At 46.8% G+C, this 25,437-nt stretch carries 25 protein-coding genes and 1 riboswitch; of the genes, 15 read left to right on the plus strand and 10 right to left on the minus strand.

Annotated features, from left to right (window positions below):
* Positions 1-434: 434 nt before the first annotated feature.
* The 3 genes from KNQ14_RS11400 (at position 435) to KNQ14_RS11410 (ending at position 2,490) form a co-directional block, all read left to right on the plus strand.
* Positions 435-1,142: an SAM-dependent methyltransferase gene (locus KNQ14_RS11400; protein WP_214861071.1), complete on the plus strand. Its 708-nt coding sequence runs from the start codon at positions 435-437 to the stop codon at positions 1,140-1,142.
* A 137-nt stretch (positions 1,143-1,279) separates the two neighbouring features.
* A complete protein-coding gene (locus KNQ14_RS11405) occupies positions 1,280-1,846 on the plus strand; it encodes a Fic family protein (protein WP_371743352.1) in 567 nt (188 codons plus the stop codon).
* 167 nt (positions 1,847-2,013) lie between these two features.
* On the plus strand, positions 2,014-2,490 hold the full coding sequence (locus tag KNQ14_RS11410) for a GNAT family N-acetyltransferase (protein ID WP_214861073.1): 477 nt from the start codon (positions 2,014-2,016) through the stop codon (positions 2,488-2,490).
* Between the two features lies 1 nt (position 2,491).
* Here KNQ14_RS11410 and KNQ14_RS11415 read toward each other — a convergent pair whose 3' ends face one another.
* The 4 genes from KNQ14_RS11415 to KNQ14_RS11430 form a co-directional block, all read right to left on the minus strand.
* On the minus strand, positions 2,492-2,866 hold the full coding sequence (locus KNQ14_RS11415) for a hypothetical protein (protein WP_214861075.1): 375 nt from the start codon (positions 2,864-2,866) through the stop codon (positions 2,492-2,494).
* 27 nt (positions 2,867-2,893) lie between these two features.
* The gene (locus tag KNQ14_RS11420) at positions 2,894-3,046 is read right to left on the minus strand and encodes a hypothetical protein (protein WP_214861077.1); all 153 of its coding nucleotides are present in this window, start codon (positions 3,044-3,046) and stop codon (positions 2,894-2,896) included.
* Between the two features lie 158 nt (positions 3,047-3,204).
* Positions 3,205-3,444 (minus strand): hypothetical protein, encoded by a 240-nt coding sequence (locus KNQ14_RS11425; RefSeq protein WP_023469834.1) that lies wholly within the window; start codon positions 3,442-3,444, stop codon positions 3,205-3,207.
* A 15-nt stretch (positions 3,445-3,459) separates the two neighbouring features.
* Positions 3,460-4,080, minus strand: coding sequence for an HNH endonuclease family protein (locus KNQ14_RS11430; RefSeq protein WP_029343013.1), 621 nt, complete (start codon positions 4,078-4,080; stop codon positions 3,460-3,462).
* Between the two features lie 192 nt (positions 4,081-4,272).
* Between KNQ14_RS11430 and KNQ14_RS11435 the strand changes: the two genes are divergently transcribed.
* The 5 genes from KNQ14_RS11435 to KNQ14_RS11455 all read left to right on the plus strand — a co-directional run bounded on the left by KNQ14_RS11435 (position 4,273) and on the right by KNQ14_RS11455 (position 10,316).
* A complete protein-coding gene (locus tag KNQ14_RS11435; protein ID WP_214748953.1) occupies positions 4,273-4,470 on the plus strand; it encodes a hypothetical protein in 198 nt (65 codons plus the stop codon).
* 82 nt (positions 4,471-4,552) lie between these two features.
* Positions 4,553-5,740: a DUF4317 domain-containing protein gene (locus KNQ14_RS11440; protein ID WP_214861079.1), complete on the plus strand. Its 1,188-nt coding sequence runs from the start codon at positions 4,553-4,555 to the stop codon at positions 5,738-5,740.
* 191 nt (positions 5,741-5,931) lie between these two features.
* Positions 5,932-6,996 (plus strand): alpha/beta hydrolase, encoded by a 1,065-nt coding sequence (locus KNQ14_RS11445; RefSeq protein ID WP_214861080.1) that lies wholly within the window; start codon positions 5,932-5,934, stop codon positions 6,994-6,996.
* Positions 6,997-7,012: 16 nt separating this feature from the next.
* Positions 7,013-9,772, plus strand: coding sequence for a glycoside hydrolase family 3 protein (locus KNQ14_RS11450; protein WP_214861081.1), 2,760 nt, complete (start codon positions 7,013-7,015; stop codon positions 9,770-9,772).
* 31 nt (positions 9,773-9,803) lie between these two features.
* Entirely contained in the window at positions 9,804-10,316 is a 513-nt protein-coding gene (locus KNQ14_RS11455; protein WP_214861082.1) for an SF0329 family protein, read from the plus strand.
* A gap of 47 nt (positions 10,317-10,363) precedes the next feature.
* Here KNQ14_RS11455 and KNQ14_RS11460 read toward each other — a convergent pair whose 3' ends face one another.
* A complete protein-coding gene (locus KNQ14_RS11460; protein WP_029343007.1) occupies positions 10,364-11,359 on the minus strand; it encodes a tRNA dihydrouridine synthase in 996 nt (331 codons plus the stop codon).
* 107 nt (positions 11,360-11,466) lie between these two features.
* Positions 11,467-13,074 carry an FMN-binding glutamate synthase family protein gene (locus KNQ14_RS11465; protein WP_214861083.1) on the minus strand — a complete coding sequence of 536 codons (1,608 nt, stop codon included), beginning with the start codon at positions 13,072-13,074 and terminating at the stop codon, positions 11,467-11,469.
* Between the two features lie 142 nt (positions 13,075-13,216).
* On the opposite strand from KNQ14_RS11465, the gene KNQ14_RS11470 reads away from it, so the two are divergent.
* Together KNQ14_RS11470 and KNQ14_RS11475 are read left to right on the plus strand one after the other, a co-directional pair.
* Positions 13,217-13,711: an LURP-one-related/scramblase family protein gene (locus KNQ14_RS11470; RefSeq protein ID WP_035395470.1), complete on the plus strand. Its 495-nt coding sequence runs from the start codon at positions 13,217-13,219 to the stop codon at positions 13,709-13,711.
* Between the two features lie 18 nt (positions 13,712-13,729).
* Entirely contained in the window at positions 13,730-14,251 is a 522-nt protein-coding gene (locus KNQ14_RS11475; RefSeq protein ID WP_214861085.1) for an NUDIX hydrolase, read from the plus strand.
* A 41-nt stretch (positions 14,252-14,292) separates the two neighbouring features.
* Here the strand turns inward: KNQ14_RS11475 and KNQ14_RS11480 are convergent, their stop codons facing one another.
* Entirely contained in the window at positions 14,293-15,516 is a 1,224-nt protein-coding gene (locus tag KNQ14_RS11480; protein ID WP_214861087.1) for an MFS transporter, read from the minus strand.
* Between the two features lie 221 nt (positions 15,517-15,737).
* On the opposite strand from KNQ14_RS11480, the gene KNQ14_RS11485 reads away from it, so the two are divergent.
* The gene (locus KNQ14_RS11485) at positions 15,738-16,439 is read left to right on the plus strand and encodes a PD-(D/E)XK nuclease family protein (RefSeq protein WP_214861089.1); all 702 of its coding nucleotides are present in this window, start codon (positions 15,738-15,740) and stop codon (positions 16,437-16,439) included.
* Positions 16,440-16,703: 264 nt separating this feature from the next.
* Here KNQ14_RS11485 and KNQ14_RS11490 read toward each other — a convergent pair whose 3' ends face one another.
* Entirely contained in the window at positions 16,704-17,243 is a 540-nt protein-coding gene (locus KNQ14_RS11490; protein WP_214861091.1) for a histidine phosphatase family protein, read from the minus strand.
* A gap of 209 nt (positions 17,244-17,452) precedes the next feature.
* A riboswitch (glycine riboswitch) is annotated at positions 17,453-17,530 on the plus strand.
* Positions 17,531-17,690: 160 nt separating this feature from the next.
* Between KNQ14_RS11490 and KNQ14_RS11495 the strand changes: the two genes are divergently transcribed.
* A complete protein-coding gene (locus tag KNQ14_RS11495; protein ID WP_023469822.1) occupies positions 17,691-19,058 on the plus strand; it encodes an amino acid permease in 1,368 nt (455 codons plus the stop codon).
* Positions 19,059-19,098: 40 nt separating this feature from the next.
* On the opposite strand, the gene KNQ14_RS11500 is transcribed toward KNQ14_RS11495, so the two are convergent.
* Positions 19,099-20,628 (minus strand): cryptochrome/photolyase family protein, encoded by a 1,530-nt coding sequence (locus KNQ14_RS11500; protein WP_214861093.1) that lies wholly within the window; start codon positions 20,626-20,628, stop codon positions 19,099-19,101.
* Between the two features lie 179 nt (positions 20,629-20,807).
* Between KNQ14_RS11500 and KNQ14_RS11505 the strand changes: the two genes are divergently transcribed.
* Entirely contained in the window at positions 20,808-22,313 is a 1,506-nt protein-coding gene (locus tag KNQ14_RS11505; RefSeq protein WP_214861095.1) for a glycosyltransferase family 2 protein, read from the plus strand.
* Positions 22,314-22,506: 193 nt separating this feature from the next.
* On the plus strand, positions 22,507-24,000 hold the full coding sequence (locus tag KNQ14_RS11510; RefSeq protein WP_023469819.1) for a malate:quinone oxidoreductase: 1,494 nt from the start codon (positions 22,507-22,509) through the stop codon (positions 23,998-24,000).
* Positions 24,001-24,045: 45 nt separating this feature from the next.
* Here the strand turns inward: KNQ14_RS11510 and KNQ14_RS11515 are convergent, their stop codons facing one another.
* Positions 24,046-24,588, minus strand: a complete 543-nt coding sequence (locus KNQ14_RS11515; protein WP_214861097.1) for an ECF transporter S component — start codon at positions 24,586-24,588, stop codon at positions 24,046-24,048.
* Positions 24,589-24,838: 250 nt separating this feature from the next.
* Here KNQ14_RS11515 and KNQ14_RS11520 point away from each other — a divergent pair, with 250 nt between their 5' ends.
* Positions 24,839-25,408 carry a hypothetical protein gene (locus KNQ14_RS11520; protein WP_214861099.1) on the plus strand — a complete coding sequence of 190 codons (570 nt, stop codon included), beginning with the start codon at positions 24,839-24,841 and terminating at the stop codon, positions 25,406-25,408.
* The last annotated feature ends 29 nt before the right edge of the window (positions 25,409-25,437 follow it).

Below are 25,437 nucleotides of genomic sequence, written 5' to 3' on the forward strand. Positions count from 1 at the left end.
AACAATTCACGGAGAGCCGTATCATTAGTAAGTACGATTTAATAAAGTATCAATTGCAGTAGTTTTCTTGTAGTTGATGGTTTGTTTTTTTTGGTATGTAAAAAATTAAAGATTTGCAGGTTATTTTGAGGGAACTGTATAGTAAGCAAGTGCGGTTTTTTCAGAAATACAGAAATAGCATCAGCCACTATTATTTTAGATAGGCATTTGTTGTATGGATGTTTGTTTTTGTTCTTGAAGTGTGAGTAGTCTCTGTTATTCTAAATAATTTTTTTTGGAAATTTATTTATAAACGAAAATTTACGTAGAACGAACTACTATAAACAATTAAAATTACAAATTGAAAATCATGCGACCGAAAAGTAATGTTATTTCATAAAGAGAGATATATTTAGTTTCCAAGCATTATACTTTTAATAAAAGGTTGGATAAAAATGAACAGTAATAAGTATAAAGATTATTTTACAAAAGATTATTTGATGGGGCCGAATTCGGTACGACTTGTCGAGGAACTTCTAATTAAAAATCCAGATGCCATAACGGGTGGAACAGTTCTTGATCTTGGCTGTGGTAAAGCACTAACATCGGTTTATATTGCCAATGAAACGAATGCAAAGACTGTTTATGCAACAGATTTATGGATTTCTGCAACAGAAAACTGGGAAACAATACAGGAGTGGAAGCTTGAGGATAAAATGATTCCCATTCATGCGAATGCACTAGACTTACCTTTTGCGAATGATTTTTTTGATGCAATTGTGAGCATCGACTCTTACCATTATTACGGCTGTGAGGAGGAATTTTTTGCGAAAAAAATGCTTCCCCTTTTAAAAAGTGGTGGGTACGTACTCATTAGTGTTCCTGGTTTGAAAACAGAGCTTGAGCAAGTGCCTGAGGTGATGAGTGAATGGCTGGAAGATGCGGTTGATACTTTCCACAGTGCCGATTGGTGGGAAAAACATATTCAACAAGGCTGTGAGGATTTAATCGAAGTGACGGTGTATGAATCGGATCAATTCGAAGCATGTTGGCAGGACTGGATCAATACGGGCAACGAATATGCGATAAATGATGAGAAATTTTTAAACCGTGGCTTAAAGGAGTTATTAAACTTTGTCATGATTGTTGTTCGTAAAAAATAGCAACTGTTCAGCTAATATAAAAACATAAATGCTTTTAATGACATGCTTCCCAGTTTGCGAGAAAAGCTTTTTTAGACTGGACATATAACTCAAAGGCGATCGAAGGTAATACTTTAACGATTAACGAAACAAAAGTTGTGTTAGAAGGTATTACAGTTGGTGGCAAAACAATGCGTGAACATTTAGAGGTCATTAACCACCGCGATGCAATTTCTTATGTTGAAGATGTTATGCATAAAGAGGAGCCATTTTCAGAGTGGCAAATCAAAAATTTACATCGTCTTGTATTAAAAGGCATTGACGATAGCTATGCCGGTGTTTACCGAGACCAGCAAGTATTTATTTCAGGAGCAGTGCATACACCTCCGCCACCATTTAAAATTCAAGAAGAAATGGATGTATTAATGCCTTGGTATGACGGAAAGGCGCAAAGCTTACATCCAATCGTACTTGGTGCGATGTTGCATGCAATATTTGTGGGCATTCATCCATTTATTGATGGAAATGGTCGAACTTCACGACTTTTATTAAACTTAAAGTTAATGAAGTCAGGCTATCCACCAATAATTATTCGTGTAGAAAACAGATTAGCTTACTATAATGCTTTAAATAAAGTACATACAACGAAGGATTATGCTGATTTTATAGAGCTTGTTGCGAAGGAAGTAGAAGCTTCATTAGATTTATATTTAAGCGCAATTTAAAACCGCACTTAACTAACTACATTACGGAGAGCCTTATCATAAATAAACAGTATTTAGATGACCGCCTTAAGTGTAGTAACTGATACTCGAGGTGGTCTTTTTTAAATAATAAGATCAACCCCTTATATCACAATTAACATAATAAATATAAATGAAAGGTATACATAATGGTTATTCAGATTATAGAACAGAAAACACGTAGTCAGATTAAAGACTTTTTTACTGTGCACTGGGGCAGTTCACAAATGGTAACGTCAACAGGTGTTCATGATTGCAGTCTGTTGGATGGATTTTATGTTACGAATGATGATCATGAAATCATTGGACTAATCACCTATCATATTACTTCACAGACGTGCGAAATCATTTCACTGGATAGTCTTGAAGAAAATAAAGGAATCGGTTCACAATTGATGCAAATGGTAGAAGAAAAGGCAACACAGCAACAATGCAACTTGCTGACGCTCGTTACGACAAACGACAATGAACGTGCGATACGTTTCTATCAACATCGGGGATATACAATATCGCAGGTGATTCCGAATGCCGTGGACCTTGCACGCAAAATAAAACCGGAAATTCCGTTGTACAATGAAAAGAGAGTTCCGATTAAAGACGAAATCGTCTTGATAAAACATTTATGAGTTACTTATTCGTTGTTGATGATAGAACTTCTAAATAATCCTTCTCACTCTTGAATTGATCATTCACAATCAAATCTGGTGAAATCAAATAGGTTCCGGCATATTCACCGTGCTTAATTTTGAAATAGCATGTCTTATGTGCAAGTAGACTTTTCGATCGATGAATCTGCTCTCGTGATAGTTGCGTCCAATCTGATTGATCTTGTGAATTAGCGAAAGAGACAATAATCGATTGGTCCGCTTGAATCAACAGTACAAGATCGTTGTCTTGTAAACGCGATGGATTGACGTGGGCTAGGATCGGGTCGGCAGACTTAGCGATAAAACCGCCAATAGTACGGTGCGACTGTTGTTCCTTGATGAATTGTTGAATCATAGTTATCCCCCTGACTGGATATATAGATTACTCCGACTTTTCTTTTGTGATGAGACCGATACCGCAACCAAACAACATGATGATGCCCGTAACGAGTAACGCAGGCACGTGACTTTCTAGTGCCATATAGAGACCTGCACCACTTAAGATGACGCCGGTTGGAATCAAAATATTTCGCATAAGCTATACCTCCTTGAAAGGATAGTGGCCTTGTCTACACTATACCGAATAAATAGTCAGATAAGCTCTTACGATTTGGTAAATAATAACAATTTGATTTTGAATACTCAAGAGTGAAACAAACGCCGCCCACTAACTTGGACAGCGTCTGTTTTTCATTATGTTCGCTCTAGTACATTGACGAGCATCTGATGGATGACGTCATGATCCCGAACGTCATGGACACGATAACTGCCAGGTAACGTATAGACGTCTATCGCCCCGACATAAGCAATCTTCAGTTCCAACGTTCCATCCTCCTGACAGGTCGTCCGGAGTTCGAGTTCACCGCTGATGACACCGACTTCTTGCGTCATGACACCATGTGTGGCGGTAAAGGTAGAGGTTTTCGTTTCCATCGAATCGACTCCTTTTTAGTATGTACATGTGTTCAACATCGTTTGTAGAGCTGTTTTTTCACTCGACTGTAAGCTGAGGTTCCAGCGGCTCTTCGTATTGATCCACATCTTCGAGTAGGCACAGCTCGCACCTGCCCGTGTCGGCTTCCATGTCGACGGATCCTGGTCCCCTTTTGAACGGTTCGAGCTTGCAGAGACAGCAATCAATTGTGGACCTGTCAAATCGTTTGCGAATGCTTGACGTGTCGTCGTCGTCCAGCTGCTTGCTCCTGAACGCCATGCTTCGGCAAGCGGTACGACGTGATCGATGTCGAGGTCAGACGGATTCGTGAATGTCAGTCCGTCATAGTAACTATACCAAGAACCGGATGTAACGGGGCACGATCCGACATATGAATCAGCGTCACGTTTTAAGACTACTTGTCGTGTATCACAGCCGCCTCCTTGACTGCTCCAGTGCGGGAACAAATCACGCGAATAACCGGTCATGCTGCCTTCTGTTTTAACCGTTAAGGCATCGAGTTGAGACTGGGCCGTCGCTTTCGATGAGATGCCCGACGGTAACGCGGAAACAGACGTCGTATCGAATTGGAAAGCGGTCAGGCAGACGAGCGTAGTGATGACGATGGACTTGATGACTTTGAACACGTGTCATTCCTCCTATGTATGAGACGAGATGATGTGAAGACACCCTTCACAATTTTTAGTATGGCATCACTTATTTAGGAGAAAATAAATATTGTGTAAATGTTATTAAAATAAAATTTTTGTCATTATATAAAAGGGTCTGATGTTAGGATTTAGGTGGAGAAGAAAGGGGACTACATAATGAACGAACGAATCAGAGGATGGTTGATCGTGTTTGGTATCTTTTTAGTCGTAAGTGGCACGTTGACGGAAGCGCAACGTTATTTCAACACAAAAGAACTAGATAATTGTATCGCGCAAGCTCGCGCTGCCCACCAGGAATATGAATATGAGATCGTTAATCCTGTCACGCGCGCGTATTCGTTCCGTGCGCATTGATTTTCTAAAAGATGTCGGGTCATCTCGCATATGGTACGCTTTTCAGGAAGCAGGATTTTAATGATTCGAGGAGCTGGTATGCATGAATAAAAAAGACATCGCCGACATCCGTCGTCACTTCAAAATGGATGCCGATTTACTAAAAATCCATGAAATCTACAACGTCTATATCCGAAAAGAGACGAGCGAAATTTATCATGAGGAAGCCCGACCATTTCCATTGCTTGATCCGGAGCAACAGGAGCTGTTCCTTGCGAACTTCAAAAAGGTACTAGGTGGAAAACTCGACGTCAAGCTGTTCGAGGTCAAGTTCACGCATCCGGAAGAAGGGGAGACGGATCATACGCAGCAGCTCCTTTATGAAGGACTGTATGCGGAAGAGCCGGAGGACTGGGTCGAGCAGATGCAGACGATGGCGTTGAAGATGGTCCAGGACGTGCAGTACGAGAACGACCTCGTCGTCACGTTCATTCGCGGACAATACTATAAAACGACGAAGCGCCAAGCGGATGAGACGGAGATCGATCCGAATGACGACGTCTATACGACGCCGTTCATCCTCGGTAGCCTTAATTTAACGGAGTTACCGAAACAATCACTCGTCTTTGATTTCGTTGAACGGGAATTCAAGTCGAACTTATTCATCAATCCGGTCATCAAACTGGCGTCGCCGATCGGTGGATTCCTCTTCCCGACCTTCACCGACAACGCAGCAGACGTCAATCATGTCTTGTATGCGGCGGGCAAGCCGAATAAACCGGATTTCGGCTTCCTTGAAAACGTCTTGAACGGTCAACCGATCGTCACGGCAGATGAGGATAAAGCGATCTTCGAGGAAATCGTCAAATCGGTCGTCGGTGAATCGATGGATACGAAGACGTTAGCCGGTGTCTATGAAAACATCAACCAGTTGATCGTCGTCGAAGAGGATCAAGATGAGGAAGAAGTACCGATGCTCGACGTCCAAGAAGTCGAGCGTGTGCTCAAGGCAAGTGGCGTCGAAGATGTCAGCACGGAGCAGGTCGAACGGGCGTTCAAGACGGTCGTTGACGACCCGACATACGAGATGAAGGCGAGTAACATCGTTCCTAACTATGAAGCGAAATCGATTAAAATCAATACGAAGGTCGCGAACATCGCGATCAGTCCGCAAGACTTGAAGTATGTCAAACAAGTCAACTATCAAGGGAAACGATGCCTGTTGATCGAGGTCGAGGAAGACACGGTCATCGATGGTTTTACGATCGTTTCCCAAGAACAATTACGATGAGGATCAGCGCAGGCGACTGCGCTGATTTTTTTAGGTGAAACATTTGCTTCTCCTGCCAAAGACAGGTATATTGTGATGTAAGCGGTCTCTTTTTCAAAAAAGTGGCATTCGAAATTTTTTTAACGGTTATCGAAAGCGCTTTCGATAACCGTTTGATAAGAAAGGAAGCGATCCAATTGTCTACTGCATCGATGCAAGATTTACTACGAACGTTACGAAATTGTTCATCGATTCATCAAGACGGACTTGAAATCGTCGATAAGCCAATTCCTGACGTTTCGACTCCGGGAACACTTGATCCACGTGTCCGTGAGGTTGTTCTCACGCAGCGTCCATCGGTCTCGATTCCAGAAGGGGCGTCGCCAGTCGAACTGGCGCGTGCCGGCATGGGGTGGGATAACGAAGACGTGTCGACACGGCAGATTTCAACGGACGTCCTCGCGATCCCAAGACCCAGTACCACGATCGAAGCACGGCTGTATCGTCCGGAAGCGGCGCGTCCGCTCCCGCTCGTCGTCTATTTCCATGGCGGTGGTTTTTTCGGTGGCACGCTCGAGACGGTCGAGAATCCATGTAAGGCATTAGCCGATAAAGCGAACGTCGCCGTCTTGTCGGTCGGCTACCGATTGGCACCCGAGCATCCGTTTCCAACAGGGCTTATGGATTGTCATGCAGCAATCGATTGGGCAGTCGAACACGCTGATCGACTTGGGATTGATCCGGGTGCAATCGCTGTCGCCGGCGATAGCGCCGGTGGGAATTTGGCGACGGTCTGTTGTTTGCTCGACCGCGAGCGTCCGACGCCGTATATCCGCTATCAAGTCTTGTATTATCCGGTCGTCAATGTCGGTGAACATCCGAATTCGGAATATGACTGGACGCTTGAAGCGTATGATCGACAAACGGAACCGCAGTTCCTCGAACGGATCATTCTCTCACTTCAAGATGAAGAAGGTATCCTCGAGCAATGGTACGTTCAAGCAAGTGATTCGACGGATCGACGAATCTCACCGTTGTTCGCGACGCTCGACGATCTACCAGAGGCACTCGTCATTACGGGAGAGTTTGATTACTTACGTCTCGAAGGAGAAGCGTACGCGAAAAAGCTCGCGCGCGCTGGCGTCAAGACCCGCTATCTCCATTACCGCGGGATGGAACATGCCTTTCTTGATAAACTCGGTCTGTATCCGCAAGCCGAGGACAGCTTAGACGAAATCGCGAAAGACTTAAAACGACTCTTTTCTCAAACTAACTAACAAAGGTGGATGACGTATGACATACACACTCGATTGGCAAGCCTATACAAAACTCGCACGACAAACGGTCGCGGAAGGGGCGGTCCTCTTACAAAATGATGGTGTGCTCCCGTTGCAACCCGCATCGACGGTCGCTGTCTTCGGACGTAATCAGTTCAACTACTATAAAAGTGGAACAGGATCAGGTGGGATGGTCAACGTTACGAACGTCGTCAGTCCACTCGATATGCTACGCGAAGACGTGACGTTGAACGCAGACGTCCTCAAGGCGTACGAGAACTGGCTTGAAGACCATCCGTTTGACCAAGGGGAAGGCTGGGCAGCTGAGCCGTGGTCGCAAGAAGAGATGCCGCTTGACGCGACACTCGTTCAGCAAGCAGCGCTTGACTCCGATGTTGCCTTGATCATGATTGGTCGTACGGCTGGGGAAGATCGCGACAATACAGCGGATCCAGGGAGTTATTTTTTAACGGAGACGGAACGGGAGATGCTCCGACTCGTGACGACACACTTCAAACAAACTGTGGTCGTCTTGAACGTCGGGAATATCATCGATATGCGCTGGGTCGAAGAGACAGCGCCAAGTGCTGTCCTTTACGCGTGGCAAGGAGGGATGGAAGGCGGAACTGGACTGAGTGATCTTTTGCTCGGCCGCGTCTCGCCGTCTGGGAAACTACCGGATACGATCGTCCGTTCACTCGATGATTATCCGTCGACACCATACTTCGGTCATGCCGATCGCGCGTTGTATCAAGAAGACATCTATGTCGGGTACCGTTACTTCGAGACGTTCGCACCGGAAGCGGTCTTGTATCCGTTCGGTTATGGATTATCGTATACGTCGTTTGACCTTACGACAGACGTGACGACGTCAGCTGATGCTTGGACGGTTACGGCGACGGTGACGAATACCGGTCAGACGAGCGGGGAGGAAGTCGTACAAGGATACCTCGAGAAACCACAAGGACAACTTGGGAACCCAACGCGTCAACTCGTTACGTTCGGCAAGACAAAAGAACTCGCACCAGGCGAACAAGAGTCTTTCACACTCGTCGTACCGTTCGCCTCGTTTGCGAGTTATGACGATAGTGGCGTTACCGGGCATAAGTCGTCTTATGTCATCGAACCTGGCACGTATCAGCTTTATCTCGGAACGGACGTCCGGTCGGCGGTTCCAGTCGCAAGCCATTCCGTCGAGACGCTTGACGTCACGGACGTCTTAACGGAGAACATGGCACCGGTGACGGCGTTTGAACGCATCAAACCGCAAGCGACCGAAACGGGATATACGGTGACGTATGAAACAACACCACTGCGGACGATCGATCCGGAACAACGCCGTCAACAGGAACGTCCCGTTGACCGGACGCAGACGGAAGATGCCGGTTGGAAGTTACGCGACGTCAAAGAAGAGCGTGTTACGCTCGAGACGTTCCTCGATCAATTGACGAATGCGGATCTCGCCGCGATCGTCCGGGGGGAAGGGATGAACTCACCGCGCGTTACACCGGGAACGGCGGGCGCCTTTGGTGGCGTGACGGCAGAACTCGAAGCACTCGGTATTCCAGCAGGCTGTTGCGCAGATGGTCCGTCTGGGATCCGGATGGACATCGGAACGAAAGCCTTCTCGTTACCGAACGGAACGTTGCTTGCCTCGACGTTCAACACAACATTGATTGCCGATCTATTTGAGATGACAGGTCTCGAGTTACGGAAGAACGAGATTGATACGTTGCTTGGACCCGGGATGAACCTCCATCGTCATCCACTCAACGGACGGAACTTCGAGTATTTCTCGGAAGATTCGTATCTGACTGGAAAAATGGCCGTGGCACAGCTCGACGGAATGCACCGGGTTGGTGTGACAGGAACGTTGAAGCACTTCAGTGCCAACAACCAAGAGTTCCACCGACACGATCTGGATTCAATCGTATCAGAACGGGCGTTACGTGAGTTGTACCTGAAAGGGTTCGAGATGGCCGTCAAGGACGGGAAAGCCTACTCGATCATGACGACGTATGGTGCCGTCAATGGCATCTGGACTGCTGGCTTATATGATCAGAACACGCGCATCCTACGTGATGAATGGGGCTTTGACGGAATCGTTATGACGGACTGGTGGGCGAAGATTAACGCTGAAGGGTTAGAAGCAAATCGTCAGCAAACGGCGACGATGGTCTGTTCGCAAAACGATCTCTATATGGTCGTCGGCGAACCGGGAACGAATCCGTTCGAGGATGATACGCTGACGGCTCTCGCTGACGGAACACTTCGACGTTCCGAGTTACTGCGCAGTGCCGCGAACATCTGTCAGTTCCTGTTGCGTTCACCAGTCATGGACCGCGTGATGGGAACAGCAACATCGATTGAGGTCCTCGGGGCACCGGTCGAAGAAGAGACGCTCGAAGATCAAGCCGTCTCACACCAACGTCTCGTCAGTGGAGATGCCTTCCCGTTAACGGACGTCACGACGACGACAGGCAGCAGTCACGTCTTCGCTGTCACGGCGGAAGAGACAGGAATGTACCAGGTCACGTTGACGGCACGTTCGAATGCCGGTGAACTGGCGCAAATGCCGGTGACACTATTTGCGAACAACATGCCGGTTGCAACCTTCACCTTCAACGGAACGAACGGCGAGTGGGTCAGTCAGACGAAGGATGTCTTCGTCTTCAATCCGCATAACTATTTAAAACTCTACTTTGCACTCGGTGGTCTGGAGTTAAAAGAGTTGACGTTCACGCTTGCGGAATCGTTTAATATGAAGAACGGCTAATCACATTAGCCGGACGGAAAGGACGGATTGCGTGCAGTTTTCCATCATCAAAAAGCGGGTCGAGCAACTGCTCGCCCCGTCGTTACAGGGACGGATTGCTTTTCATGCAACTGTCTACCGGATTCAAGATAACCCCAGTCGTGTCTGGATGACGTTTGACGGAGAAGAGATTCTTGGAGCAGACGACTTTCACTTCGAGCGGGAAGTCGAGCGGCGTTATGCAGTACAAGCTGCACAGTTACCGGAAAAACCAGCCGGAGCGTTATGGCAGTCCGACTGGTTGAAGCAGTCGCATGCGTTATCCGCTGAGATCGAACGACAGGTCAAACAAGACGGGTACATGGAGAACTACGAGATGCAACAGGACTTGTTGCAGTACCCGAACCTTGCGTTTGAACAAGCGCTCGTTCATCCACATCCTTTCATCCGCGGCATCGCACGGCTCGATCGGCGACTCGGCAAACGACGTTTCCTGTCGCTGACGCATCAGTCTGACTTTGAACAATGGTGTGCAGATACACGTCAAACTATCGAACACTGGTGACACGAAAAAAAGCACGCTTCCTCAAGACGAGGAGGCGTGCTTTGTTGTTAGATTGAAAACGAGTTGACCTCGTGAATCCCTTCTTCTTCAACGAAGGCGTCGAGTAAGGCACGCACTTCGTCCGTTGAGTTCGTCTCCATCAATTTGACCCGCAGTTCACTCGCGCCACGGAATCCGCGGACGTAAATCTTGAAGAACCGGCGTAATGGCTTGAAGAGACGGGGCTCGAATTGAGCCGAGTAATGATCGTGCAGATCGAGCTGGAGACGTAACAAATCGAGGAGTTCTTGGCTCGAATGTTCTTTTTTCTCGACTTCGAACGCAAACGGATTGTGGAAGATCCCGCGACCGATCATGACACCGTCGACACCATATTTCTCGACGAGTTCAAGACCGTGTTGGCGATCGTTGATATCCCCATTGATCGTCAGTAACGTCTGTGGTGCGATCTCATCGCGTAACTTTTTGATTTCCGGAATCAATTCGAAGTGCGCTGGAACGGCGCTCATCTCTTTACGTGTCCGGAGATGAATCGAGAGGTTCGCGATATCTTGCTCGAGGATGTGGCGCAACCAATCGTGCCACTCTTCGACCTTCGTGTAGCCAAGACGCGTTTTGACGCTGACTGGGAGACCGCCCGCTTTTGCAGCTTGGATCAGTTCAGCCGCGACTTCCGGACGATTGATCAAGCCGGAGCCTTTTCCGTTCACGGCGACGTTATGGACGGGACAGCCCATGTTGATGTCGATCCCGCTAAAGCCCATCTCTGCCATGCCGATACTCATTTCGCGGAAATATTCTGGTTTGTCGCCCCAGATGTGAGCAACCATTGGTTGTTCATCTTCCGTGAACTCGAGACGTCCGCGGACGCTCTGCTTGCCTTTCGGATGACAATAGCTTTCTGTATTCGTGAATTCCGTGAAGAAGACGTCCGGACGCGCCGCTTTTGCGACGACGTGGCGGAAGACGACGTCGGTGACGTCTTCCATCGGTGCTAAGACGAAAAATGGTCGTGGTAAGTCCTGCCAAAAGTTCTTTTTCATAGTATATTAAACCCTTTCCTTAAGGTAATGCACATGTGTGGTTAAAGAATTTCATCAACTATACACTTTAAGCGCTCTGGCTAAAAAGTGCAAGTGAGTGCTATTCGTTACCGTGAGGAAAGAGAGCGATCCATCATATGCCGTGTCATCCAGTCCGGTCCCGGAATCAGGTGTCCGGCTTCGTCCTTATAGATGACGTGTTCGGGGCGAAGTTCCGTCGGCGAGACGAGTCCTGCTGCCGCTGTCAGATTGTAGAGTCCTTCTCGTAACGAGATGATGTAGTTCGTCACGCGGAAACTTTTTTCGTCGACGATCAGCGCCTTCTGCAGTTTCGGATCAGTCGTCGCGACGCCGACTGGACAGTGATTCGTATGACAGACTTGGGCTTGAATACAGCCGACATTAAACATCAGACCACGTGCGATGTTGACGAAGTCAGCGCCGAGGGCGAGAGCGATCGCAATCTTATCAGCACTGATCAGCTTACCAGATGCGAACACTTTGACCTTGTCGCGTAAACCGGCTTCTGTCAAAAGTTGATGGACGAACGGTAATGCGGAAAAGAGTGGTAGACCGGCAGCATCCGCGAGTTCTTGGAACGTCGCGCCTGTTCCTCCTTCACCTCCGTCGACCGTCATGAAGTCCGGATGACGTCCGGATTCTTTCATATAAGCAATCAACTGCCGCATGTCTTCAAGATTACCGACGACGACTTTGATTCCGACCGGTTTCCCGCCGATCTCACGTAGACGTTCGACCCAGTCGAGCATCGTCTCTGGTGTCGTGAATTCGTTGAAGCGGTTCGGACTATCGATGCCGACACCGACTTTGACCTTCCGGACAGCAGCAATCTCTTCCGTGACCTTTGATCCTTCGAGGTGACCACCGCGTGTCTTAGCTCCTTGAGCGAGCTTGAGTTCGAAGGCTTTGACTTGCGGTAACTCACTTTTTTTCTGGAACTCATCGAACGAAAAATCACCGTCTTCCGTTCGGACACCGAACAGACCGGGACCGATCTGACAGATGATGTCGACGTCACCTTTAAGATGAAAGTCAGACAGCCCGCCTTCACCGGTATTCATCCAGCTCCCTTTGGCGCGACCCAGTCCGATCGAGAGCGCGGTAATGGCACGGTCACCGAGCGCTCCAAAACTCATTGCTGATTGACCAATCAGTCCTTGGATTTGATAAGGGTGTCGACATGTCGTTGCGCCAATGACTGGTGCATCCTCCATTTTCAAGAGATACGGTGAAATTTGCTTCGCAACGAGATGTTCTTTACGTGTAAATAGTTCATCGCGGTCAATCTGATAGATATGCGTATCAACACGTTCGGATTGATCGATCCGTAATTCCTGACGATTCGTTGGAAAGAGGGCGTTTTGTACATAAAACCCAGCTTCTTCAAAATCACGTTCCGATCCAAAACCGAGAATCCGACTTTGATATTTGCCGGAAAGGACGGCCGTCTTGTATTCATTACGGGAGAAGGGTTTCCCTTCGTTATTGTTGAGAAATAAGTATTGGCGGAGTTCCGGTCCCATGTTCTCGAGGATATAGCGCATTTTTCCAAGAACAGGGAAGTTTCGCAGGACCGCGTGTTCTTGCTGGCGGCGATCGGCGCGCCAGACATGCCAAAGAAGAAGCGGTGGGACAAGGATGATCAATAGGGCGATGGCGAGTAAAATGAAGAGAACAATCGTATCGATAGACATCAAAATTCCTTCTTTCCCGTAGATTCGTGATATGTAAGTTGATACCACTGAAAGTCCGGACACAAACGATAATTTCCAGATATTGAATCTTTTCCGTCGATGATCGCGTAAATGAGACTATACACTAAAGGAGGAGACCGGGATGCATACACTCTATATGAAAGAAAAAGCGTTCAGTTTACGTGGACGATTCTCGATTCAAGACGAGGCAGGGCACGATGCCTATCACATCGAGGGTAGTTTTATGAAATTACCGAAGACCTTTACCGTAACGAACCGAAACGGAGAAGTCGTCGCCGAAATCGAGAAGAAAACGTTCAGTTTCCGACCGGTCTTTTATGTCGAAGCAGCAGGGCAATCATTTGAAATTATTAAAGAGCTTACCTTCTTCAAGGACCGCTATACGATCAACTCGGATCAGTTCGAAGTGACGGGTGACTGGTGGGATGTCGATTTTGAAGTTCTACAACAGGGACAACGGATTGGTCGCGTTCAGAAAAAATGGATTTCTTGGACCGACCAGTACATGATTGAAGTCGAAGATGAAGCGATGGAAGAATTGTTGATCGCTCTCGTCGTCGCGATTGATTGCGTCAAGGCGGAGGAAAGTTCGAACTCTACATCTTTCATTGATTAAAAAGGGGCATGATTTAGGATGGAACAGTGGGACGTATACACAGCAGATCGTAAGAAAACAGGACGGCTCTGGACACGGGGAACGCCACATACAGCCGGCGATTATCACATGACGATTCACGTCTGTGTTTTTAACGCCAAAGGAGAGATGCTCGTCCAACAACGGCAACCGTTCAAATCCGGTTGGCCGAACATGTGGGATGTGACGGTCGGAGGCAGTGCGATTAGTGGGGATACGAGTCAGATGGCAGCGCAACGGGAACTGTCGGAAGAGCTTGGACTCGATATCGATTTCACAGGTGTCCGTCCCCATCTGACGATCCCGTTTGAGATCGGTTTTGATGATTATTATCTCGTCGAGCAGGAGGTGGATTTGACGACGCTGACGCTGCAGGAAGAAGAAGTCCAACGCGTCGCTTGGATGACAGAAGAAGCGATCGTTAACGGGATCAAAGAAGGATGGTTCATCGGTTATCATGAATCATTGATTCAACTATTGTTTGCCCTTCGTCATAGTTATGGCGCGCATAATGAAGCATAAGAATAAGCCCTTCCGGTGATCGGGAAGGGCTTGTTTCTTGATTAAGCGGATTTTCGAAGTGCATCCGTCCGTTTTGGTTTTGTTTCTGGTAAGAAGAACGTGAAGAACAGATACACGGAACAGCAGAGGAAGAAGACGATCATTGAGACCGTATATCCCGCATGTCCAAGTGCGTAACTCCAAATGATCGTAAAGATCGTCTGCGTCGCATAAGCGATTGCCCAGAAGAGGCCGAATAAAACGGTGATCTTTTGCGGTGTCATGCCTTTTCGTTCGTGTGCCAAGTTCATGAAGATCGGATACTGGATGTACATCGCAAATCCGGAAATGAACGCAAAGACATACGAAACGACTGGCGAGATGTTTCCGAACAAGACCGTGACGAGGAAACTCGCGATCATGACCGTCCCGCTGATCAACAGAATCGGTTTACGAGGTGTCCCTTTGTTACCGATCCGTAGACCTACGAACGTTCCGACGATTCCGGCACCGGAGACTAGCAGATTGACGAGCGAACCGTTCAACTGCGTATACGTATCGAACACAGGTTTCAAGCCGACGAGCGATAAGATATAGAGCGTCAAGAAACCGCCGAAAGCAACCGCATATTTCCAGAGGAATGGATCGCGAACAGCGTCTCCGTAACCGTAAGGCGTTTCGTCCGTGTCTGTAGCATCGTTCAACTCGAACGACTCACCACCGATCCACCATGCGAAGAAGAGAATCGCTGTCAGACTCGCGAAGATCGTCAACGTCAATTTCCAGTCACTGACGAATTGATCAGCGAACAAGGTGAACAAGAGCGAAACAACGAATGCACCGACGTTATAGGAGACAGTATTGAAAGCGTTGATGCGTAATTTTTCAGCCGGATCTTGAACGTAACGTGTCACGACCGGGTTCATATAGACGATGACCATTGAACCACCGAGTCCCATGACCATGCGAGCGACCGTATACGCCCAGTAGTTCGGCAGGTAGATGGCGACAATCGACATCATCAGGAAGAACAGTGCGAGTAACGGTGCTTTTTTCGGACCGAGCTTCATCAAGATGAGCGCGGCGAGAATGTTGGCGAAGACACGCGCCGTCGTAATCGAATAATTGACGAGTTGTGAGATGAGGGGGTCAACGGTCTGATTGCCGAAGAAATGCGCCGTGATTTGTGGCGTCAACGATGAACCCGCGACCCAGTTCATGGCGAAGGTCGCATAGGCGAACCAGAGGACGATCATCATGAAATAGCCTTTTTTTGTGGTAGACATAAAAATCCCTTCTTTTCTGAAGTTCCGCTTCATACATGAATCGAAAACTACTTAACTTTATTATCAATTCATTCAATATAAAGCCGTTCCGAAGGGAAGTAAAATAGATAGTTCTTATGAAATCTATAAGCAAATTGAATGAGTAGAGTTCATTATTATTCTTCAAATGAATAATAATAAGAAAATAAATGCCTATAATTGTAATAAAAGGAGTTGTTCATTTGAAACCTAATATTTTTAATTATGCCACCAGTGAATTATCGCAAGATGCCTTTCTATGTTGGTTATTGAAGTGGGCGGAAGAAGGAGCACGAAATCACGATCCACAACTCCATGCGATTGCGAATGGATTCGTACGCGAAATGTTTTACCTTCATGATTGCTCATTGCCGGAGCCTATTCACAGTGTCCGTATTAGAAGACAGTTCAATAGTCTAGATATATTAGCGATCATTAATGAGACATATGCCATTTTGATCGAGGATAAAGTCTTTACGAAACATCATTCCAACCAATTAAAGCGATATCTTGATATGGTCAAAACGCATCCTGAAACATGGTATTTGAAGCCGATACCGATTTATTACAAAATCGTAGAACAAGGCGACTACTCCGGCGTGACAGGAGCAGGATATCAAGTATTTACGCGAACGAAGATGATTGAAGTACTGAGCGGCTTTCCTGCTTCGACGAGAAATGATATTTTGAATGATTATCTTCAGTATCTCAAGCAGATTGACACCTCGATCGAATCCTATAAATCATTACCTCTCACGGAATGGAGCAATTTCTCTTGGCAAGGATTCTTTAGAGATCTGCAAAAAGAATTGAAGCACGGAAACTGGGGGCGTGTGGAAAATGCCCGCGGTGGATTTTGGGCATTCTGGTGGAAGGGAGATGATAGTCAACCGCACTATTGGTAGTTAGAAGAATCAACGTTAAAAGCTAAGATAGAAGCTGCTGATAGTCAAAATATGAGAGCGTATCGGGATCAGTGCATGCAAGCATTATTGGAGTATTCTCAAAAGAATGATTTGAATTTAAGTCGACCGAAAAGTGTTCATAGCGGAAAAACGATGACAATTGCACAACGCCCCGATTACATACAAGTCTTTGATGATCAAACAGTTAATTTTGAACAAACCGTATTCGAATTGAAGCGTTATGCATATTTGAATCAGGCTCCGTTAGTGTAGATCGATCGATTGAAAGGATATTACATCACCTACTTGCGTCACCTTAAAAATATCCGGATTTTTCAGCTGTAGACTTTCTTCGAATCCGAACGTTGGATCAATCGAATGCAGGTATAAAGACAACAAATTCCCATGTGTCACGAGAATGGAACCATCATGCTGTTGCAACGCTTCTTCAACGACACGCGTGATGCGCTTAGTTGCTATCCGGCTAGATTCACCACCAGGACACGTATAGTCTGGATCGATGAACGTTCGACGAAGATGGTCCTGCCAATCGTCAAGTGGAACAGCACTTAACCGTCGCTCTTTTAAGTCTTCTTCTTGTGCAACGGGTAGTTTCAGAGCAGTCGCAAGTGGTTGAATCGAGTCGAGCGCTCGGCGATACGGACTCGAAAGAAGATGTGTGATTGGAAGCTCAAATAACTGCGTACACAGTCGTTGCGCCTGTTCTTCTCCACGAGGTGTTAACGGGGCTTCCGGTGCTTGACCAGTCGTTTCACAGTGGCGAATCAAGTAAATCGTCGACATGAATGTTTCATCCTTTCGTGATCAAGTGGTGCTGTATGATTTCTGGAAAAGATGGTAAAGTCCTTTTCATAGATTGAAAAATCATTTTGAAAAAGGCGTTGACAAACGCTGTCGAGATTACTAGAATTAGAAACAATTCATCGATGCAGCGACGCATCGGATAATCAAATAAAGAGAAAGCTATGATTGTCATGGGTCACACTATGGCAGGAGCAGCTTCTGGAGAGACCGTGTCGACACGGCGCCGAAGGGTTCACAATCTCAGGCAAACGGACAGAAGAGTAATCACATGCAGCGACGGGCATTCATGGAATGTCGTAGTGGCGTGTATGGGTTATTCCTTTGATTTTGTTGAGATTGGACATTCGTCCAGTCTCTTTTTTTCTTTTTCAGGACCGACAGAACGGTCTGAAGCGTAGAGAAGCCACCATAAGGAGGAGTTCAGGTTTGGAACAGCAAGGATTAAAACGAGATTTATCGAATCGTCATGTACAGTTGATTGCCATTGGTGGAACGATCGGAACAGGGTTATTTTTAGGATCAGGAAAAGCGATCCAACTCGCCGGACCATCGATCATTTTTGCCTACTTACTCGTCGGGATCGCGATCTTCTTCGTCATGCGGGCACTTGGGGAATTGTTATTGTCAAAAGCAGGTTATCAGTCACTCACGGACATCGCAGAAGATTATCTCGGACCACGTGCCGCGTTCGTGACCGGTTGGACGTATTGGTTCTGTTGGATCATGACAGCGATGGCAGACATCATCGCTGTCGGTCTGTACGTCAAGTATTGGTTTGATATCCCGCAATGGATTCCAGCCGTTCTTGCGCTCTTGATTTTACTTGGCTTTAACTTGTTGACCGTTAAATTGTTCGGTGAACTAGAGTTTTGGTTTGCCTTGATCAAGGTCGTGACAATCCTTGCTTTGATTGGTGTCGGAATCGTCTTGCTCGCGATTGGGTTTAAAACAGACGCGGGTCCGGTGACGGTCTCGAATCTCTGGTCACATGGCGGTTGGATGCCAAATGGAATTACAGGATTCCTGCTATCGTTCCAAATGGTCGTCTTCGCTTATGTTGGCGTTGAGCTCGTCGGGGTATCCGCAGCAGAGACAGCAGATCCGAAGAAGAACATTCCATCCGCAATCAATAAGATTCCACTTCGGATCTTATTCTTCTATGTCGGTGCCTTACTCGTCCTATTGATGATCAACCCATGGACAGGATTAAGTGCAACAGAGAGCCCGTTCGTCAAGACGTTCAGTCTGATTGGGATTCCGCTCGCAGCAGGAATCATTAACTTCGTCGTACTGACGTCCGCTGCTTCTGCGTGTAACAGCGGAATGTTCTCAACGAGCCGGATTCTGTATAACCTGGGAAATCAACAGCAAGCATCGAAAAAGTTCTCGAAGTTGAACAAAAACCATGTTCCGGCAAACGCCTTGTTCGTCTCGACGATCGTCGTCTCAGTCGGTGCTTTGCTCAGTAAACTGTTACCAGGACAAGCATTTAGTATCGTCACGACGATTAGTGCGATCTGCTTCATCTGGGTCTGGGGTGTCATCCTCGTCTGTCATCTCCGGTACAAGAAACAAAATCCGGAACTGCATGCGGCGTCGACATTCAAAGCGCCATTGACACCACTCGTCAATTACCTCGTACTCGGATTGTTTGCAGTCATTCTCGTCGTCATGCTGTTTGCTGACGATACACGTCCAGCCTTGTTGCTGACACCGGTCTGGTTCCTCGGACTATTCGGACTGTATCACCTCCGGAAAAAGAAACAACAAGCAGCTAATCAAAAAAGTGCGTAAGCCAAAACAAGCCGGTCGGATCTAATCCGACCGGCTTGTTTCATGGTGTATCGAAAGCACCATCCTGCAGTTGTTTCCGGAGTGCTTTCGCTTTCTTTTGAATATCGCGTTTGCTGTCCGCATCGCGCTTTCCCCATTGCCGATACATCATCGACATCCGCGGATTATCAGCGAACCGTTTTTCGTGCCGGTCGATAAAGTCCCAGTACAAGGCGTTAAACGGACAGGCATCCTCTCCGAGCATGTCCTTTTGATGGAACGGACATCCCTTGCAATAATCGCTCATCTTATGGATGTAATTCGCCGAAGCGATGTACGGTTTAGTCGATAATGTTCCTCCGTCGGCATGAAGCGCCATCCCGAGGACGTTCGGTAAGACGACCCAGTCGTAGGCATCGATGTACATCTCGTTGAACCAATCTGCCGTCTGTTGCGGCGAGATCGCAAACAGATTAGCGAAGTTCCCGAGCACCATCAAGCGTTGGATATGGTGATTATGAGCATGCTCGACGACAGGACGTAACGATTCTGCGACACAGTTCATGTTCGTCTTCCCGGTCCAGAAAAAGTCCGGTAGATCCGCTTCATGACGTAGCGCATTGACGGAAGCATAGTCCGGCATCTCGGCTAAGTAAACAGCGCGCATGTATTCACGCCAGCCGAGAATTTGCCGAATGAAACCTTCGACCGCATTGAGCGGAGCATCTTGATCTTCAAGGGCAGCCTCGACTTGACGAATGACCTCTTCCGGTGTCAGCAAGCCGAGATTGATTGCTGCTGACAAGAGTGAGTGCGATAACGTATCTTCACCGGTCAGCATAGCGTCTTGATATGTCCCGAACGTCTCGAGTCGTTCTTCGACGAAACGATGGAGAGCCCGCGTCGCTTCCTTTCGCGTAACCGGCCAATGGAAGGAATCAAGTGCTCCCGGATGATCGGAAAAATCACGCTCGACCTTGTCGATGACGTCCTTTGTGATACGATCGGGACGAAACTGAACGGGATCCGGAAACGTCGTTCCGGACTTCGCTGGTTTTCGGTTCTCGGCGTCAAACGACCACTTTCCACCAATCGGTTTAGAGCCGTTCATGAGAACGTTTCGTTCCTTACGCAGTTTGCGATAAAACCGATCCATCTTGTATGGTTTGTCGCCGATTGCTTCAATCGCTTCTTCCTGTGTCAGTAAAAACAACGGAACGTCAGAACAGACCTCGACCGTGATCTTCTTCGGTAAGGCGTCTTGCCACTTGTGCATTGCCTTGCGCATCGGTTCGTCCGTAATCGCCGTATAGAATACATGATCCGGATCATGATCTTTCCGGTGCGCCTTGAATGCCTGATCGAACGAGTCGGCTTCCCGGTAATCAACGGTGAAGCCTTTTTCGCGCAGTTCTTCCGCGAAATGACGCATCGCCGAGAAGACGAGGACAAGTTTTTGTTTATGGTACGTCTTCCACTTGGAGCGTGAGGACGCTTCGACCATTAGGATGACGTCATCTTGTTTGTTTGCTTCCTGCAATAAGGGGAGATCGTGATTCAATTGATTACCAAATATCCAGCGTGTCGCCATGAGAGTCCCTCCTTTATCTTTGTTATATGATTACCGTTTTTGAATAAATTCATACGTTCGTGTGTGTTCCAAACGATACTTGCAGGACAATTAAATTTTGTTTATACTATAAGTATTTTACATTAAAAACCAATATAGTTGATAAATTGAATCACCTTTGAGGATGAGGAGTGAATCAAGTGAGGTCAAAGATTTCATCAGTACCAAAAGACTATGAGGTTTTAAATGCAAAACGTCTAAGACGTCATGTTGCTGTTACAGTCGTTATTCCAGTGTACAACGCGATTATCTATCTTGAACGAACGATTAACTCCGTTTTAGTACAGACGATCGGTATTCGAAACGTGACGATCATTGCGGTAGATGATAAATCCACAGATGGCTCACGCCGTCTGTTAAGACGCTTATCTTCCTTATATCCTCAACTTGTCAGCATACTGCTGAAAAACAATACGGGCACGCCTGCGATGCCACGTAATCTAGGTTTGGCTCTTGCACGATCGAAATATGTTACGTTTTTGGATGCGGACGATTGGTTAGCGCATGATGGATTACGAATTTTGAATGAGACGATGGATCGAACCGGAGTGGACTACGCCGTCGGACGTACGATTCAAGTGTCTACGAATCAACCGAACCGAATCATCGGTGTTCACGAATCGAATCGTAATCGTGATCACGTTTCTCCTTATACGTTAAAGCATGCGTTTTATCATCTCGGTCCACGTGCCCGTATGATGCGTCGAGACTTTCTGCTACGTCATGCGATTCAATTTCCTTCGATGAAATTCGCCGAAGATAAACAATTTTTTATCGATGTCTTAATACGAACGGATGCGATATCAACGGTCACTGCTCCCATCTATTATTTGAACCGTCTCGAGGAAAATGACTCATTAACGAAGCAGACTGATATCATGGAAAAGATGGAAACAAATCTTATCGTCTTACGACGTGTGTTGGAATATAAATTACCTGTTGAAAAGGAGCGTCTCATCCTCAATCGACTGATTGAGTTTGACTGCATCACACGCTTATATGATCGTAAGCACTTTCTCAAAAGTCATGATCCGTCAGCCTATCATCAAATGTTTGCGCGCGTCGTTGCCTTATTTACGCAACACCGTTCCTATCCCATCGATTCATTGATTGAAAAGCCGTTCAATCGTCTGTTGTATCATTACTGGAACACCGGACGTTTTGATGATTTCATGGATGCTGTCAAGTGGTCGAAATCGAAAGAAACAAAGGAAATCGAATGGGTGGATGATCAACCTTACTGGAGTATTCCATTAGGCAGTGGTCAGAAACAAATGCTAGCTCTCCCTCTATATGTGAAGGTGCACGAATTAGAACTGACAGAAAAGGGACTCGAGCTAACGGTTCAAACACTTGGAGATCGTCGAATTCGTGTAGAAGGGATTTCGTTACAACATCGTAATTGGATGGAAGAAACGCATCTTTTAAAGACAGATGTCACAGATCTTGAAAATCATTATTATCGCTTGCGGGTAGAGCTACCCAAACAAATGGAGCGGGGGAGTTATCTTGTTTATCTACGCTTTGATGACTATGGGCAGCAGGTAATGGCTATTTCGATGGAGGAGCCAGTGATTCAAAAAAGCCATCACACCTATCGTTGGTATGAAACCATTAAAGGAAACTTAGGATTACGCATCAAATGAGCGGAATCGTCTGCTTCGAAAAGAGGCAGACGATTTTGTAAAATCAGCTGCCTCGGCACATTTCTGAATGTAAAAGAAGTTCCTTTCTGCGCAAGCTATGATAGGGTTATAATGGAAAGGTAAGTTGTCGTCATGAGGGGGAAGTTTTTCATGACAGGTAGTCCATAATATCAACGGGGATAGGAAGGATATCATGAGCAGTATGCCTAAAAAAACAGACGTTATTTTAATTGGTGCCGGAGTCATGAGCGCGACGTTAGGGGTCTTATTAAAAGAACTCGCGCCTGAGATCAACATCAAGGTATTCGAGAAACTCGCGAGTGCCGGGGAAGAGAGCTCGAACGAGTGGAACAATGCAGGAACAGGTCACGCCGCATTATGCGAACTGAACTATACGACGGAAAATGCTGATGGTTCGATCGATATCAGTAAAGCGGTCAAAGTAAACGAACAGTTCCAACTATCACGTCAATTCTGGTCGCATCTCGTCAAGGAAGGTGTCTTGCCGAATCCGAAAGAATTCATCATGCCGATTCCACATATGAGTATGGTTGAAGGAACAGAAAACGTCGAATTTCTGAAAAAAAGATTGGAAGCGCTATCAGCAAATCCGTTGTTTGCGGGAATGGAATATTCAGAGGATCCAGCGAAATTAGCCGAGTGGATTCCACTCATCATGAACGGTCGGACGTCACCTGAGCCGATCGCTGCGACAAAAATCGATTCAGGAACGGACGTCAACTTTGGTGCGTTGACACGAATCCTGTTTGAATATCTCGAACAGCACGATGTAGAGATCAACTATCAGCACGGTGTCGAGGATTTGAAACGTGTTGACGGAGGTTGGGAAGTCAAAGTGAAGAATGAGCGCGATCACCGGATCGAGCATCATACGGCTCAGTTCGTCTTCATCGGGGGTGGCGGCGGTAGTTTACCATTGCTCCAAAAAACAGGCATCGAGGAATCGAAGCAGATCGGTGGTTTCCCAGTCAGTGGCTTGTTCCTCGTCTGTAAAAATCCTGAAATCATTGAACAGCATCATGCGAAAGTCTACGGAAAAGCGAAAGTCGGAGCACCGCCGATGTCAGTACCGCACTTGGATACACGATATATCGATGGGAAGAAATCACTCCTCTTCGGACCGTTCGCAGGCTTTTCACCGAAGTTCCTCAAGACAGGATCAAATCTGGATTTGATCGCGTCCGTCAAACCGAACAACGTCTTGACGATGCTTGCTGCGGGAGCTAAAGAGATGGGATTGACGAAGTATCTAATCGAACAAGTCCTCTTGTCGACGGAACAACGGATGAACGAATTACGAGAGTTCATTCCGAATGCGAAGACAGAAGACTGGGATGTCGTCGTCGCTGGTCAACGTGTCCAAGTCATCAAGGATACACCACAAGGAAAAGGGACACTCCAGTTCGGAACAGAGGTCGTTAGTGCAGCCGACGGATCTGTCGCTGCCTTACTTGGAGCGTCTCCAGGTGCCTCAACAGCGGTACCGGTCATGCTCGAAGTACTCGGAAAATGTTTCCCGTCCGAATTACCGGCGTGGGAAGCAAAAATCAAGGAGATGATTCCGTCTTACGGAATCTCACTCGTTGAACATCCGGAGCTGTTCGAACAGATCCATGCCGAAACAGCAAAAACGCTCGAACTCGAACAAGGTCAACCGATTCGCTAAACGAAAACCGTCCGACTCTAAGAGGAGCCGGACGGTTTTTTTGATTTAGCGGAAGTTACGGAAGAAGCGTGCTTTCTTCAGTGCGATCCCGACTGGAATCGCGACAAGGATTCCGAGGACGTTTTGAATAATGTTTCCTGTAATGGAACCGAATGGTGCGACCCAGTTGCTGAACATAATCCCTTCATGCACGAAGTAGACGAGCAGCATGACAGGAGCGGAAGCGATCATCCCGATCAAGTTGAACGTGACATTCGTTCCGTTGCGACCACCTGACCACGCGATGTAACCAACAATCAGCCCTTGAAGTCCACGTGCGATGATCGTACCAGGTGCCCAAATCGTATAGCCCAATAAAAGATCAAATAACCCCATTCCAACAGCACCGGCAATCAATGCTGTCCGTGGACCGAATAAAATGGCAACAAGAAAGAGCATCGCTGTTCCCATATGAATGAGACCACCGTTTGGAGCGATAGGTAATTTAATATTGATGAACATCGTTGCAACAAGAACAAGTGCGATTGACATCGCAGTGATGACGAGCTGGCGGGTACGAGTGCTAGAATACGGTGCTGCTTTTTGCATGTGGCTAACCTTCTTTATGATAGATTTTAAGATATCTTCAATCTATCAGATGACTGGACTAGTCAAAAGTGTCAACTTTGAATTATTTATAGGGGTCAGTTTTGAATACAAATCTTGATCTGTTCTTAATTCCATAAGAGTACGATCTATTGATACACTCTTGAATGAAAAAATCCATAAAACGGTTGTCGTTTTCGAATCTATTCCTCGTTTTTTTCGTACAATGAACAGCGAAAGGGAGGGGAAGTCAGTGAAATATCAGATTGCGACAGCTGTTTTTTTATTCGCTTCATTGTCATCAGTCACATCGGAGGCAAAGGACCAGACGACACAACACCAACGTTATTACGCAGCATATGAAAAAATCGTGGAAAACATAAATCGGACACATGAAAATGCGGACGTCACGTTGCTTGCAGCAAATCAATTCGTAGACGAGGACTGGGTTTCGCCGGAACGTTTTCAAGAACGGGCACTCGAACGGTTGAAGCCGCTACGTGTCCAAACGAGCTTAGAGTGGGATAGTGAACGAACGATTGAACGTACGGAACGTGGAAACGATGTCCGGATCATCGGAAATTTCGAGACGGAACTCTTGGAACAGAGTAAACGCCAACGATTATCCGATGTCTTTTCGATGACGTCTCTTGCGATCGATGGTGGAAAGTGGACGCAAACCGGATTCTCCGGTACTCCAATCGATGCTTTGCAAACGATGGTCGTAACGGTCAGTGGTACATACGCGAAGCAAGGCATCTTAACAAGACATCACATCACGAAAGAATATCATTGTTCATGGTACGGTGAAATCTACTATTGAGGCAGAAAAAGAGCGAAACTCGTTTGAGT

The sequence above is a fragment of the Exiguobacterium sp. s161 genome, assembly GCF_018619045.1.
Classification (GTDB): Bacteria; Bacillota; Bacilli; order Exiguobacteriales; family Exiguobacteriaceae; genus Exiguobacterium_A; species Exiguobacterium_A indicum.

Bases quoted from the DNA above. Each gene is read 5' to 3' on its own strand.
- KNQ14_RS11480 (WP_214861087.1), bottom strand. From the start codon at position 15,516: ATGTCTACCACAAAAAAAGGCTATTTCATGATGATCGTCCTCTGGTTC.
- KNQ14_RS11420 (WP_214861077.1), bottom strand. From the start codon at position 3,046: ATGCGAAATATTTTGATTCCAACCGGCGTCATCTTAAGTGGTGCAGGT.
- KNQ14_RS11400 (WP_214861071.1), top strand. From the start codon at position 435: ATGAACAGTAATAAGTATAAAGATTATTTTACAAAAGATTATTTGATG.
- KNQ14_RS11515 (WP_214861097.1), bottom strand. From the start codon at position 24,588: ATGCAAAAAGCAGCACCGTATTCTAGCACTCGTACCCGCCAGCTCGTC.
- KNQ14_RS11450 (WP_214861081.1), top strand. From the start codon at position 7,013: ATGACATACACACTCGATTGGCAAGCCTATACAAAACTCGCACGACAA.
- KNQ14_RS11510 (WP_023469819.1), top strand. From the start codon at position 22,507: ATGAGCAGTATGCCTAAAAAAACAGACGTTATTTTAATTGGTGCCGGA.
- KNQ14_RS11415 (WP_214861075.1), bottom strand. From the start codon at position 2,866: ATGATTCAACAATTCATCAAGGAACAACAGTCGCACCGTACTATTGGC.
- KNQ14_RS11500 (WP_214861093.1), bottom strand. From the start codon at position 20,628: ATGGCGACACGCTGGATATTTGGTAATCAATTGAATCACGATCTCCCC.
- KNQ14_RS11440 (WP_214861079.1), top strand. From the start codon at position 4,553: ATGAATAAAAAAGACATCGCCGACATCCGTCGTCACTTCAAAATGGAT.
- KNQ14_RS11470 (WP_035395470.1), top strand. From the start codon at position 13,217: ATGCATACACTCTATATGAAAGAAAAAGCGTTCAGTTTACGTGGACGA.
- KNQ14_RS11410 (WP_214861073.1), top strand. From the start codon at position 2,014: ATGGTTATTCAGATTATAGAACAGAAAACACGTAGTCAGATTAAAGAC.
- KNQ14_RS11490 (WP_214861091.1), bottom strand. From the start codon at position 17,243: ATGTCGACGATTTACTTGATTCGCCACTGTGAAACGACTGGTCAAGCA.
- KNQ14_RS11435 (WP_214748953.1), top strand. From the start codon at position 4,273: ATGAACGAACGAATCAGAGGATGGTTGATCGTGTTTGGTATCTTTTTA.
- KNQ14_RS11475 (WP_214861085.1), top strand. From the start codon at position 13,730: ATGGAACAGTGGGACGTATACACAGCAGATCGTAAGAAAACAGGACGG.
- KNQ14_RS11465 (WP_214861083.1), bottom strand. From the start codon at position 13,074: ATGTCTATCGATACGATTGTTCTCTTCATTTTACTCGCCATCGCCCTA.
- KNQ14_RS11445 (WP_214861080.1), top strand. From the start codon at position 5,932: ATGCAAGATTTACTACGAACGTTACGAAATTGTTCATCGATTCATCAA.
- KNQ14_RS11460 (WP_029343007.1), bottom strand. From the start codon at position 11,359: ATGAAAAAGAACTTTTGGCAGGACTTACCACGACCATTTTTCGTCTTA.
- KNQ14_RS11425 (WP_023469834.1), bottom strand. From the start codon at position 3,444: ATGGAAACGAAAACCTCTACCTTTACCGCCACACATGGTGTCATGACG.